The sequence below is a fragment of the Thalassotalea sp. LPB0316 genome, from assembly GCF_014898095.1.
In the GTDB taxonomy this organism is placed as follows: Bacteria; Pseudomonadota; Gammaproteobacteria; order Enterobacterales; family Alteromonadaceae; genus Thalassotalea_G.
Genome location: NZ_CP062946.1, coordinates 1,606,434 through 1,618,935, shown reverse-complemented (window position 1 = coordinate 1,618,935; position 12,502 = coordinate 1,606,434). Strand labels below are relative to the sequence as shown.

Genomic DNA, 12,502 nt, shown 5'->3' with positions numbered 1-12,502 from the left:
TGTGCATGCCGGCACCATTGACAGTTAAACAATTAATCGAACATCAAGAAGCTTCCCTACTTGCGTTAGAGAAGCTTTTATTGCAAGAAAAAGATATTCTCACCAAACAAGACCCTCAAGCACTGGTCGCCATCACTGAAGAAAAACAGACATTGCTTCAAGCAATCGAACAAGGTGATAAGTCTCTATCACTTCACCCTCACTTTAAACGCGATCTGGAAAACGAAGAAAATGCGCAACTTTTGGTTCAGGCACGAGAAATTCTAGAGCGTTGCAAAACGCTTAATCAAGTCAATGGGCAAGTTATTGCTCAATCAGAGGTAGCCGTTGAACGAATGCGCTCTAGCTTGCTTGAAAAGAATAGTAAGTCAACGATGACTTATGATGCCAAAGGTAAAAAAAGTGGTGGTTTAAGTCGTATGGGCATCAAAGCCTAGGCTGTCGTAGCTAATTTTTGAATATATAGGTTAAATAGATAGCTTTAGACTTCACCTTACAGACCGTGATGAGCGAAGATCAGACCTTTAATCTTTGCTGAGCTTCGATATTTATTGTGCGAAACGGATGCAGTTTCTAGTCAAATGAATAACTTTTGCTTGTTGTAAAAAGGAGAGTTTACAGCTAAAGGGTTTGACTTATAGATAAATAAAATGCGTCACATACAGCCTTCAAGTATTACATGGCTCGAGAATTAATCTTTAATGATTTCCTCTGCTAATCGAAAGTTCTTTACCACAGTTATCACATTTCAATGAGCAAGGTGTATTCCTGTTGTAATTTAATATGACGTGTTCAAGTTCCTGAGAAGAGATCCCCATTGATTCAGACAACTTTTCGATAGCAGCTTGTTCTTCTGAAGTAATAATACCGTCTTGCAAGGCAGTTGCTATTTCTCGCTCTAGCAATTGCCTTCTGGTTCTGAGTTCATCGCCAAACTTGGCTGCTAGCATTGCTGCGGGTAGGGCTACAATACCTACACCTAGTAGCATAATAAAAATAGATATAAATTTTCCTAAGAAAGTCACTGGCGTTACATCGCCGTAACCAACCGTAGTCATAGTTACAACTGACCACCAAATTGCGCTGGGAATGCTGTCAAACACTTCTGGCTGCGCAACATGTTCGACCCCATACATTACGCTAGCAGAGAGTATGACTAGAACACTCATTATGATAATCGCTGCGCCAATACTAGGTAATTCTTTTCGTATGACATCTATAAATAGTCTAAGCCCTTTAAAGTAGTGTGTTAGTTTCAACAGTCTAAGCATTCTAAGCATTCGCAGATATCTTAAATCTATGGCAAATATGAACGACAAGTAAAAAGGAGCTATTGCTAACAAATCGATAAGTGATACTGGACTGAATAAATATTTAACTCTCGATTTTATTGGTGCAGAACTATCACTGCGAGGAGATTCAACTGAAACCCAAATCCTAGCGAAATACTCTAGTGTAAAGACAAGGACGGAAAAGACGTTAAATAGATAAAATTCTCTATGGTACTTTTCCCCTATTGGTTTGTAAGACTCAAGAATAATGGCACTCACATTTAAAATGATAAGCATCACGATAAAGGCGCTAAATAGCCGGCTAATCTTCGAACCGTCAAATCCATGTTCAAGAATTTCGTATACTTTTTTTCTTTTACTGTGTGTAATGCTCATAGCCTTTTCCATTAATTCTTAAGTAAACCTTTAGCATATTAATTTTATACTTTAGCCTGTTCTTCTTTAGAAAATGTAAGGTAGGCTCTTGTTACGGGAATCGCGATTTGTGAAATTAGTGCTGTTCCCCATAATAAATTGCCTACAATAGCGGGTACATGGGGTAAGACCAGCAAGGTCACTAATGCTAAAACAACACCAAACATCCGAACTTTAGTGGTAGCAAATCGATGAGCTATACGCTCTTCAATGTTGTATTGAATCCAAAGTAAACAGAGTAAATAGGATGCAAGCCCTAAACAGCCGATTACACCGTATTTAAGCGGGTATGGATCCCAAAATCCTACTTTCACTTCACCTGCAAGAGCAACACCCACCATCACCGCTGATAGCATTAGAAATAAATGCGCTAACCACCAGTTTACTAGTGTCCACTTTTCTTGGTTTTTAGGTTTTCCATTGCCAACAAAATCGAAGTAAATCCAGCAGTGGACAAATACAGCGATACCGCCGAACATGAAGTTAAAAAGTACTTCGGGAGTAACTTTATACACCCCTTTTTCGGAAAGGGTGATCACGAGTTTAAAGAATCCTTCCCCAACAACAATGAGAAGCAGTAACGCAAATCTCTCGGACATATGCCCTAATCGAGGCAAAAATCGCTTACACTCTAAAACACCAACTTTGGGCAGCATATATAGTAGTTGGATCGAAACTATGGCAAGCCCAAACAATAAAAAATTAAATGGTGCAGGTAGAAAAGCACTTATGGCAAATACAATAGCAAGCATAAAGAAATTGCGACTTACAGTACGTGAAAGCACAGTAGCTTCAACACCCAGCCTATTGGTTCTGTGATACAAATAGGCGGTGATCATTCTATTGGCTGCATAAGCAAGGGCAAAATACATCCAGCCCTTATCTAAGACATGAGGAATTGATGCCGCCATAACCATTGCGGTTACAATTTGGCAGGACATGATTAATCTATGTTTTACGTCTGTGCTGACATAGAGCGAGTTAAATACGCTAGAGTCCGCCCATGCAAACCATACAGCGATAAAAAGTCCGGCAAATGCTAGAAAACCACCCACGGTTAAGTGGTCACTTAAAAAATTACCAAGTAAGAAGATGATGACCACATGGATCAAATCGTAAAATAACTCTACCCAATGCACGTGGTCATGTGCATCATCATGATCTAAGTGGTGTTTTGGTAACCTCCACATTGGATGATTTTCTAATGCCATATTATTTCTCCGGTTTTTCCCAAGCGTAAGGTTTCATCTCATCATCTACTTCTGTATGTGTTAACGCATTGGTAAAGTTAGAGATTAATTTAGCTGCCAATCCAGTTAAAACTTCTAAAGCTTGGCGCTTTGTATAGCCTGCATTTAAGAACTCATTTAGTTTGTCGTCGCCAATGTGTCCTCTATTGTCCAGTAATTCTTTTGTGAAATCGTGAAGCGCCTGAAGTTTTGCATCAGGTATTTGAGTACCGTTTCTTAATGCTTCAATGACATTATCAGGCATTCTAGCTGACTTCATCATCCAAGTATGACCGGGAACACAGTAGTGGCAATTATTTTCAAAGTTTGATGTCATAAATACCACTTGTTGCTCAAGCGGGCTAAACGTTGTGTCTTTCATAAAGCTTGTAAATGTTTGGTTATACGCTTTATAAGTTGCTGGAGCTTCCGCTAAGATTTTATGAAGGTTTGGGATCATCCCAAAACCAGCTAAAGATTGCTCCATTAGCGGTTTTGATGCCGCTGGAGCCGTATCAGGTTCATAATAAGTAAACATAGTTGCTGTCTCTACTTTAAATATTGATTGAGTACACGTTCGAAAGTTGCTACTTCTTGTGCACCAGATAAGGCTTGTTCACCATTAAAAATAAATAATGGTACGCCTTGAATGCCTCTTTGATGCCAGTGTTGTTCGATTAACTTCACTTCTTCACTGTATGAGTTATTAGCTAATATATTCACCGCTTGAGTAGCGCTTAGTCCTACTTTTTCTGCTACGTTGACGAGTTCACTTTCGGTGAACTCTCCTCTGTTACTAAAGAAATGTTCGAAAAGTGCTTCTGCCAATTGGTTTTGCAAATCACTTTCTTTTGCCCAATGCAGTAATTGATGGCATTGATGCGTATTAAGCATTTTCATTTCGTCAAAGTAGTTAAATGTAAAGCCTACTTTTTGGCCTTCTTCCGTTAACATTGCCCTGGCTCTAATGCTGCCCTCTAAAGTCGTCCCGTACTTTTTCGACAAATGTTGTCTCAGGTTTTCACCCTCTTTAGGCATGCTGGGATTAAGCTCGAAGGGGTGCCAGACAATATTAACGTCGAATTTAGTGTCAAAATTGGCTAATGCCGTTTTTAAGCGACCATAACCAATTACACACCAAGGACAAACCACATCAGATACAATATCAATGTTAAGTTGTGTCTTTGATATCATTACTTCTTCTCAACGATAATTGCAGTGATTGTTGTTTTACCAACATTTTTAACTTGATGCTCCCACTTGTCATGCCACATTACATAGCCGTCAGGGATTTCCAATGTCATGTTTTTTTCACTCGTCGTTATTATCGCCTTACCACCTTTTTCAAAGTAAACAGTTTCAGCATTGTGTTTATGCCAATTATCTTGCTCACCCGGTTTAAGTGTCATCTTAAGTACCGTAACCTCTTCGTTCTCAAGTAGAAGTTCATACTGGTTTGGCGAAGCGATGTGTGCAGATTCGACTTTCGTGTCTTCTGCAAACGCATTGCCAAACAATAGGGCTGAAATAACAGCAGTCAATACAACTTTTTTCATAAGAACTCCTATTTATGCATACCACGGATAGGATAGTTGTTAGCAGGATTGCGTATCCAATCTAAGCCACTAATTAATGACTGAAGCTCTGGTCTTACAAACGGGTTGTTAGAAATATCGGCAACGTGCACTTTGCCTTCGCTGTTAATTACATATAACCCTGGCTCAGCAAACGGATGGTCAGTTTCTTCAGGCGATCTTGGATCTGATATATACAAGCCAAGTTCTTCCATTTGTTCAACAGTAAGGCCGTATGCGATAGGAAAAGTCACATTAAGTCTATCCATATGACTCTCTAGTTGTTTTTTACTGTCACCAGAAACGGCGATTAAATCTACGCCTGTTTGAGCGAGTAGGTTCTTCGCACTTTCTAATTGGTTCAGGTATCGTGTACAAAGTGGGCAGTGCTGTCCTCTGTACACAACAACCATCTTCCAATCTAAACCATTTTCAGGTGTTGATAGTTTTTTTACTTCACCACTTAGTAGCTTTGCTTCAATTGCAGGAAAATCAGCACCAGCATGCAGTTTATTGGTATATTCAATGTTCATATCTATTCCTTAAAAATGTTTGTTAATGTGAGCTTCAAAACGTTTGAAGTCATTTTCAACATCTGCATTTTTCATCACGTCAAAGCACGCAAACGTTTCCATTGGTTTCATACCAAAGAACTTGAAGTTCATATGCATAGGGAACATTAAGTCGTCGATTGATTTACCATCAAAGAACTCAGTAGCATCATTAAATGACTCTTCTGGTGCATTAAAAGTGAGAGACATCATATATTTGGTATTTGTTAGCGTGCCGCCCATACCATAATTTTTCTTAGGCGCTTCTTCTGTTCGGCCGTCGCCTACACATAACGCGCCGCCCATACCTGCTGTATACACTTCATCCATATATTTTTTGAATGACCAAGTAACGCCCATCCAATTTACAGGAGTTTGAAGAATAACGATGTCAGCCCATTGATGATTCTCAAGTTCTTTTTCAACATCTATGGTTTCCGACATTGTCACTACACGTGTTTTGTGACCTTTTTCTTCTAATAAGCTAGCTGCTTTATCTACTAGCGTACCGTTAAGCTTACCTTCAGAAAAAGGGTAATACTGGTGACCATTGATAATTAAAATATTGCTCATTTTTGTTTCTCCAAAATTAAAATTTATTTTGAACGGTTATTTGTGGTATATTTTAGGTACCTTTTAACAACAATCAATTAGTATACTTTTAGTAACCTAGAATAAATAAGTGAGTAATTGTGGAAAGTTCAATAGAAACAGATAGTAAGGGAAGAAAAAAAGTTTATAACGCATGCATGGAGCCTTGTGCAATTGAAAAAGGCATGCGACTAATAGGCGGAAAGTGGAAAGGTTCAATCATTTATCACCTGAAAGATGAGCCAGTCCGATTTAATGATTTAACTAGAATGCTAGGCGGTGCCACTAAGAAAATGGTCGATCAGCGCTTAAAGGAACTGGAAGACGAAGGAATGGTAATTAGAAAGGTTATTAGTGATAGACCTATAGCTGTTACATATGAATTAACTGCTTTTGGGAAGTCAGCTTTACATATCTTGGAAGAGTTAAGAATTTGGTCAGAATCTAATGATGTTCAGATAAATTCAAAGTAGCTTATTAATTAGCTCATCTTTTAAGGTAATCTCGCATTTGTTCAGCCAAGACTTAGCCGACTCTATATCATTAAAAAACTTAAAGTTTAGGTTTTTACCTTGATAAAGCCCACGTATTTGTTGCTTAAATGCTTGTGGGTATGCAGATTTTGTTAAGTAGAATGCGACGTTGTTAAGTCCTGTCGCTATGCGTTGAGTTGTTGCGGTTTTAAATATTTCACATACCTCAGGGATCATTAAACTCTCACCATCAAGGACAGCAAATACTGAATAAGAAGAGCATTTATTGACTGTCAGTAGCGTGTTGAAGTCATTGTTATAGTGCTCAAACGTTTCAAAGTTCCATGGTCCTAGTACCTTTATATAAAAAACATTATTTGAAAATGTTATGTAAAAATCTCCATGTTCATTCATAAACTCTTAACCTAAGATTTATAACTAGTTTCACATTTAATCGTAATATATGAACCTTAATCTAGCCAACTGACTAGATTAAGGTTGCTTTGCTTTAGCATTTTGAAAAAACTCAGTTTAACCTTTTCTGAGTGTCCGTTATTTCAACATACGAATAATGAGTGAGATTTACTTGAACGACTCTTAATGGCACTAAGCTACAGTTACGAGTCACCCAAAACTGGAGGAAATCCCGTTCTTCAACGGGATAACTGTGCTAGTTGGCTTACTTTTCTAGATGACATTAATCATTAGCTACTTAGCTGAATTTACGTTAACCACACTTACGCTACCTGAGCCATCGCTGATTAACTCAAACGCTTGTGCTGTGTCGATATTAATACTGCCGGAACCATCAGAGACCATGACTCGGCCTGCGATATTTTTAACATCAATACTACCTGAGCCATCAGATATATTGACATCCCCATCAACTTGATTGACATCAATACCACCTGAGCCATCATTGATAGTCAGCCCGCCGTACTGTTGTCTGATCTCAATCGCACCTGAACCATCATTAACTTCAAGGTCAGCATGATTACTCGTCATAACGATCTCTCCCGAACCGTCATTAATAGAAAAAATAGCCGTATTTTCACTATTAATTGGCCCTGAACCATCACTGATTTCAGTTAACAGTTGTTTAGGTAAATAAACGGCTAAGTTGATCCTGGTATGATTATTATTGTGGCATGTATTGGCTTTAAGCTTGGCTTTGTTATCACTCAATGAACCTAAAGTTAAGCAGTATGGCGATCCTTTTTCTTCTTGATAGATCTCTGCAGTCACTTCAATCACACTATTGTCATGGCCAATAAGCGTTAAACTGCCAGCGCCAGCTTCAATTGAAAAATGGCGTAAATTATCTGCTGGTAATGATAACGTTTCAGTACCAACTTTTTGGTAGTCGTCAAAAAACGAATGGGCAGAGGTGTTAAATATTGTTGCTGAGATCAGTACTGCTATAAGTTTTTTCATGTTTATCAATCCTTGTTGTCGTTTTTATCTTAGTCTCACATAAAACACAAAAGGTTTAGAGGATAAAAAATTTATTTTCCAAATTTACCTATCCCGCTTTAAATTCATTGATATTTTGCCAAATCAAGTAAGCAGTATATTGAGGGATATAGATGATAGTTTGAGATGAGTTTATTTTTTTTTACATAAAACAAAGCTCGGTATAACCGAGCTTTGTGCTTCAATGTTAGAGAATAAATTAGTTAGGTTAAAATTCTTCTAACAAGTATTCCATTGAATCTTCGTAGATTCTGAGCTCCTTTTCTAACTGGAATTTTTCCTTCAGTTGTTCTATTTCGCGCCACTTTCGTTTTTTGTTTGTAGTTTTTGTTTTCGGTTGTTCTACTGCTTCAAGCACACTGCTAATTTTATCCATGGAATGCTCCTTTTTTCTACAACTGCATCTTTTTAATATCATACCCTGCTGTAGAATAAAACAACTTTATGAAGAAAATTTTACGATTTTTTAAACGCTTTTTACCAAGCCCTTACTAGAACAAGCTTTTCAGCTGATGTTCTAATTTTTCCTGATCAGCAGCAAAATTGCGAATACCTTCAGCAAGCTTTTCAGTCGCCATTGGATCTTGGTTTAACTGCCAACGGAAAGCTTGCTCAGTCAGGGTTGGTAACTTGCTTGCTTGAGCATTGTCTGGCGTTAATTTTCGCTCAATTTTACTTTCTGTATTAGCGAGTTCATCCATCAACTGAGGGCTCAGTGTTAAGCGATCACAACCTGCAAGCTCAGTGATTTCACCGACATTTCTAAAGCTCGCGCCCATCACAACAGTGTTGTAGCTATTCGCTTTGTAATAGTTGTAGATATTAGTGACCGAAATAACACCTGGGTCTTCATCAGCTGTGTAACTTGCTTTGCCCGTGTCTTTTTTATACCAATCTAAAATACGACCGACAAATGGCGAGATTAAATAAACCCCCGCTTCTGCACATGCTTGAGCTTGAGCAAAATTGAACAACAGCGTTAAATTACAATTGATACCTTCTTTTTCAAGTACTTCTGCGGCTTTGATCCCTTCCCAAGTTGAGGCTATTTTGATCAAGATGCGATCATTTGAAATGCCCGCTTCGTTATACATCGCCATTAACTTGCGCGCTTTTGCTAATGTTGCTTGAGTATCAAAAGACAATCGCGCATCAACTTCCGTTGAAATTCGGCCAGGCACTATTTTTAAAATTTCTAAACCGATGAGCACAGAAAGTTTATCGGCCGCATCAATCACTTGTTTGCTTTCGTCAGATGATTGTAATTTTGCCCAATCAACCGCTTGCTGTAATAGCGTTTGATAAGCAGGCAAGGCTGCAGCTTTGAGTAATAATGAAGGGTTAGTTGTTGCGTCTTGTGGCTGAAACTTTGCAATGGCTTCAATATCACCGGTGTCGGCAACCACAGTGGTCATGGTTTTTAATTGCTCTAACTGATTTGTCATAACTTTTCCTTTCTTGGCTCGTCGCCAAGTAATACGTCCAATTTGTAAAAATATTACATCATTCTACACGTAAGATGCAGTATAAAATTGCTATTACTTATATTTTGTTTACTAAATGGTCAGGTAGCTAGTTTTATTACATGAAGGTAACGAACGTTAACTCGATATACACAGCAAAAACTCATCTGCGTATATATGAATGTAACAGAGCTATGTTATAGTTTCATTTAACGTTCACTATCATGTTAATTATTATGTTATTTGTTGTATCTCCAGCTAAAAATTTAGATTACGAATCACCACTTGCAACTGAGCAATACAGCCAACCTGAGTTGCTTGAGCACGCTCAAGAGCTTGTTGAGCGTTGCGTAAAATTAACGCCAGCAGACTTAAGCTCGCTGATGGGGATCAGTGATAAACTCGCCGGTTTAAACGCGGCAAGATTTGGTGAGTGGCAACAGCCATTCACGCCAGAAAATGCGCGTCCGGCGGTTCTAGCCTTTAATGGTGATGTATATACTGGCTTAGATGCAGCCACACTAAGCGAAGACGACTTTAACTATGCGCAACAACACATGCGCATTTTATCTGGCCTGTACGGCATTCTAAAACCACTTGATTTAATGCAAGCCTATCGCCTAGAAATGGGCACTAAGCTCGATAACGATCGCGGTAAAAACCTCTATGAATTCTGGGGCGACATTATCACCAATCAGTTAAATGATGCCATTGCTTCACAAGGTGACGACTTACTGATCAACCTTGCATCAAACGAGTACTTTAAATCAGTCAAGAAAAAGCAGTTAAAAGCAACGGTTATTACACCTGCCTTTAAAGACTGGAAAAACGGCCAATACAAAATGATTAGCTTTTTTGCTAAAAAAGCGCGTGGCCTAATGGCGCGCTATATCATTGAAAATAGAGTATCGAGCCTCGACGCGCTCAAAGCCTTTAATTACGGTGGTTACACTTACAACGAAGCACTATCAAAAAATAATGATTGGGTGTTTACTCGCAAAGAAGCGTAAAACACACAATACTAACAGTAAGCAGTAGGTTGCTATGTAATTCAAAAAAGTAACCTGCTGAGCATTTTAAGGAGGAATAATGCTGACTTTATTAGCTAAATTATTGCAAGCGCTAAATTCTGAAAGCTCTTCAAGACAAATCGCCCTAGCTGTCGCCTTGGGTTTTTACTTCGGCCTAGCTCCGCTAGCCTCACTTCATAATATTGTCATTTTATTTATCGCATTGTTTATTCGCGTTCATTTGAGTAGCTTCATTTTATCTGCAACCTTTTTTAGCGGTATTAGTTATCTATTCTCCTTTGCCTTGGTTGGCTTGGGTGAGAGCTTACTCACAGCACCAGCGCTTGCGGGCTTATTCACCAGTTTATATCAATTTGATTGGTTCAAATTGGCCCACTTGCACCACACCTATACCTTAGGCGCTTTTGTTTTTGGTTTAGTGATGTTGTTACCTATCTACTTTTTATCGATGCGCCTAGTCGAAAAGTATCGCGAATCATTTATGGCAACACTAGAGCGCTATCGAGTGGTTAAAGCGTTAAAAGCCTCAAAATTTTACCGCATATACACTAGCTTATCCGGCCAAGGAGTTTAATCATGAGTAAAGTCATTCGTTGGCAAGGTATTGCCGGATTTGTCGTTGTCATGGCAACACTCGTTTTGCTTGTTTATTTATTTGCCGAAACAATCGCTCGCAAAGCGATGGAGCATGGTTTAGAAAGCTACACGGGGGCAGAAGTCAATATCGATGAGGTTAACATCAACTATTCACCTTTTATCGTTGACGTTTACCGCATTCAAATAACGGATGCTGCTAAGCCTGAACAGAATGTTGTTGAAATTGCCCATGTCAATGCGGGTGTTGATATTTGGCAGTATTTGCTCGGCAAAGTACTGGTTGAGGAATTGCGTGCCGAGCAGGTTCAATTTGCCACTAAACGCGCAAGTGAAGGAAAAGTTTATCGCGATCCTGAACTATCAATTACCGACAGATTAAAACAACAAGCGCAAAATGCCATGGCTGAAGCGGATATTAGCTTACCCGATCCGAAAGCATTACTCGCCGGCAGTAACTTAAAAACGATCAAAGCGGCCAATGCACTTGAACAGTCTTACCAAGAAGAAAAAGACAAGTTAAGCCAGCTTAAAAGTCAACTGCCAAGTGAAGAAACGATAGAAAACTATCAAAAGCAGGTCGATGCGTTAAGTAAAATTAAGGTTAACTCAATTAGTGATATTAATAAGATCAAGCAAGACTTTGACAAGTTGAAAAAGCAATTTGAGCAAGACAAAGCTATTGTCCTAAAAACCAAAGAGCAGTTGAGTCAAACAAAAAACATTATGGCGAAGCGAGTAAATGACTTAAAAATTGCGCCATCACAAGATTGGCGTGAGATCGAGTCAACTTATCAGCTCGACAATATCGATTCTGCAGACTTTGCTCATATTTTATTTGGTGAAAAAGCACGTGAATATCACGACATGGCATTAACGGTTTATCAATATGTTAAACCACTATTAGCACCTTCGTCCGAGCAGCAAACACTGATTAACCACGCAGCCAAAGGTCGCTTTGTTCATTTTGATGAAGAAAATGCCCAGCCTGATCTGCTAATTAAAAAAGCACACTTTTCGGTGGTAACGCCACAAGGTGATTTTGATATCGATTTATCTGAAGTTACCCATCAACATTGGTTGCGCAATGTGCCTACGCAATACGCGATCAAAACCAATAATCTCCTGACCCAAGGTATCGCTAACTTAGCTGGTCAGTTTTCATTAGCAGCCAATAATGACTTTGAAACACAAGGCAACTGGCAAATGAATAAACTGCCATTACCTGAAGCTGCATTAGCAAAAACTAATGAGTTGAGCGTTACTTTACTGAGTGGTTTACTCGCCGGTAATGGCCAATTTAAAGTATCTAATGACGATTTAGATAGCATCAATGCCTTCACCTTGAGCCAAGCGAAATATCAAGGTAGTGCTGACTCGTCGCTTGCCAAAGCAGTGCTAGAAACAATCAGTAGTTTAGATACGCTCGAATTAGGTGTTAACGCGACAGGATTATTAGCATCGCCTAACTTTTCAATAAAATCGCCAATGAATCAAATTTTACAAAAAAGCGTGATGAGTCAAGTTAACAGTAAACTTGCAGGGTTTAAGTCAGATATTCAAGCAGGGCTCAATGAGAAACTCGCCAATGGCTTAAAATTAGGTGATAGTGCCGATGCTGACATTCTCGATTTTGAAAACCTTTTAAACGCCACTGACGGCTCTTTATCAAACCTGTTAAACAACGATATCGTTAAACAACAAGAAGATAAACTCAAGAAAAAAGCGACCGATAAACTCAAAGGTAAACTCGGTGATTTATTTGGCGGCTAGCAATATCGACATGGCGCTTCAACGCGTTCAGGCTAGAACGCTTG

16 protein-coding genes are annotated in these 12,502 nt (G+C 38.9%); 5 read left to right on the top strand and 11 right to left on the bottom strand.

Features of this window, described 5'->3' with window-relative positions; genetic code table 11:
* The first annotated feature begins 5 nt into the window (after window positions 1-5).
* Window positions 6-437, top strand: coding sequence for a flagellar export chaperone FlgN (gene flgN / locus LP316_RS07140; RefSeq protein WP_193023629.1), 432 nt, complete (start codon window positions 6-8; stop codon window positions 435-437).
* A gap of 261 nt (window positions 438-698) precedes the next feature.
* On the opposite strand, the gene LP316_RS07135 is transcribed toward flgN, so the two are convergent.
* From LP316_RS07135 to LP316_RS07105, 7 genes are read right to left on the bottom strand one after another with little or no spacing between them, the layout of a single operon-like run.
* Window positions 699-1,667 carry an ion transporter gene (locus LP316_RS07135; protein WP_193023628.1) on the bottom strand — a complete coding sequence of 323 codons (969 nt, stop codon included), beginning with the start codon at window positions 1,665-1,667 and terminating at the stop codon, window positions 699-701.
* A 44-nt stretch (window positions 1,668-1,711) separates the two neighbouring features.
* Window positions 1,712-2,917, bottom strand: coding sequence for a low temperature requirement protein A (locus tag LP316_RS07130; protein WP_193023627.1), 1,206 nt, complete (start codon window positions 2,915-2,917; stop codon window positions 1,712-1,714).
* A gap of 1 nt (window position 2,918) precedes the next feature.
* The gene (locus LP316_RS07125; protein WP_193023626.1) at window positions 2,919-3,473 is read right to left on the bottom strand and encodes a carboxymuconolactone decarboxylase family protein; all 555 of its coding nucleotides are present in this window, start codon (window positions 3,471-3,473) and stop codon (window positions 2,919-2,921) included.
* Between the two features lie 11 nt (window positions 3,474-3,484).
* Window positions 3,485-4,129 (bottom strand): DsbA family oxidoreductase, encoded by a 645-nt coding sequence (locus tag LP316_RS07120; RefSeq protein WP_226960825.1) that lies wholly within the window; start codon window positions 4,127-4,129, stop codon window positions 3,485-3,487.
* Window positions 4,129-4,491 carry a hypothetical protein gene (locus tag LP316_RS07115; RefSeq protein WP_193023625.1) on the bottom strand — a complete coding sequence of 121 codons (363 nt, stop codon included), beginning with the start codon at window positions 4,489-4,491 and terminating at the stop codon, window positions 4,129-4,131. Before LP316_RS07115 ends, LP316_RS07120 begins: the two co-directional genes overlap by 1 nt.
* Before the next feature lie 8 nt (window positions 4,492-4,499).
* The gene (locus tag LP316_RS07110; RefSeq protein WP_193023624.1) at window positions 4,500-5,042 is read right to left on the bottom strand and encodes a peroxiredoxin-like family protein; all 543 of its coding nucleotides are present in this window, start codon (window positions 5,040-5,042) and stop codon (window positions 4,500-4,502) included.
* A 9-nt stretch (window positions 5,043-5,051) separates the two neighbouring features.
* On the bottom strand, window positions 5,052-5,633 hold the full coding sequence (locus tag LP316_RS07105; protein ID WP_193023623.1) for an NAD(P)H-dependent oxidoreductase: 582 nt from the start codon (window positions 5,631-5,633) through the stop codon (window positions 5,052-5,054).
* Window positions 5,634-5,752: 119 nt separating this feature from the next.
* Here LP316_RS07105 and LP316_RS07100 point away from each other — a divergent pair, with 119 nt between their 5' ends.
* Complete coding sequence (locus tag LP316_RS07100) at window positions 5,753-6,124, top strand: winged helix-turn-helix transcriptional regulator (protein WP_193023622.1); 372 nt, start codon at window positions 5,753-5,755, stop codon at window positions 6,122-6,124.
* On the opposite strand, the gene LP316_RS07095 is transcribed toward LP316_RS07100, so the two are convergent.
* From LP316_RS07095 to tal, 4 genes are all read right to left on the bottom strand, one after another.
* The gene (locus tag LP316_RS07095; RefSeq protein ID WP_193023621.1) at window positions 6,116-6,538 is read right to left on the bottom strand and encodes a hypothetical protein; all 423 of its coding nucleotides are present in this window, start codon (window positions 6,536-6,538) and stop codon (window positions 6,116-6,118) included. The genes LP316_RS07100 and LP316_RS07095 overlap by 9 nt on opposite strands.
* A 294-nt stretch (window positions 6,539-6,832) precedes the next feature.
* Window positions 6,833-7,558: a hypothetical protein gene (locus LP316_RS07090; RefSeq protein ID WP_193023620.1), complete on the bottom strand. Its 726-nt coding sequence runs from the start codon at window positions 7,556-7,558 to the stop codon at window positions 6,833-6,835.
* A gap of 247 nt (window positions 7,559-7,805) precedes the next feature.
* On the bottom strand, window positions 7,806-7,973 hold the full coding sequence (locus LP316_RS07085; RefSeq protein ID WP_193023619.1) for a DUF3545 family protein: 168 nt from the start codon (window positions 7,971-7,973) through the stop codon (window positions 7,806-7,808).
* Between the two features lie 115 nt (window positions 7,974-8,088).
* On the bottom strand, window positions 8,089-9,042 hold the full coding sequence (tal, locus tag LP316_RS07080; protein ID WP_193023618.1) for a transaldolase: 954 nt from the start codon (window positions 9,040-9,042) through the stop codon (window positions 8,089-8,091).
* Between the two features lie 254 nt (window positions 9,043-9,296).
* Between tal and yaaA the strand changes: the two genes are divergently transcribed.
* The 3 genes from yaaA to LP316_RS07065 all read left to right on the top strand — a co-directional run bounded on the left by yaaA (window position 9,297) and on the right by LP316_RS07065 (window position 12,458).
* Complete coding sequence (gene yaaA, locus LP316_RS07075) at window positions 9,297-10,070, top strand: peroxide stress protein YaaA (protein ID WP_193023617.1); 774 nt, start codon at window positions 9,297-9,299, stop codon at window positions 10,068-10,070.
* 79 nt (window positions 10,071-10,149) lie between these two features.
* The gene (locus tag LP316_RS07070) at window positions 10,150-10,665 is read left to right on the top strand and encodes a TIGR03546 family protein (RefSeq protein ID WP_193023616.1); all 516 of its coding nucleotides are present in this window, start codon (window positions 10,150-10,152) and stop codon (window positions 10,663-10,665) included.
* A gap of 2 nt (window positions 10,666-10,667) precedes the next feature.
* Window positions 10,668-12,458, top strand: coding sequence for a TIGR03545 family protein (locus tag LP316_RS07065; RefSeq protein WP_193023615.1), 1,791 nt, complete (start codon window positions 10,668-10,670; stop codon window positions 12,456-12,458).
* The last annotated feature ends 44 nt before the right edge of the window (window positions 12,459-12,502 follow it).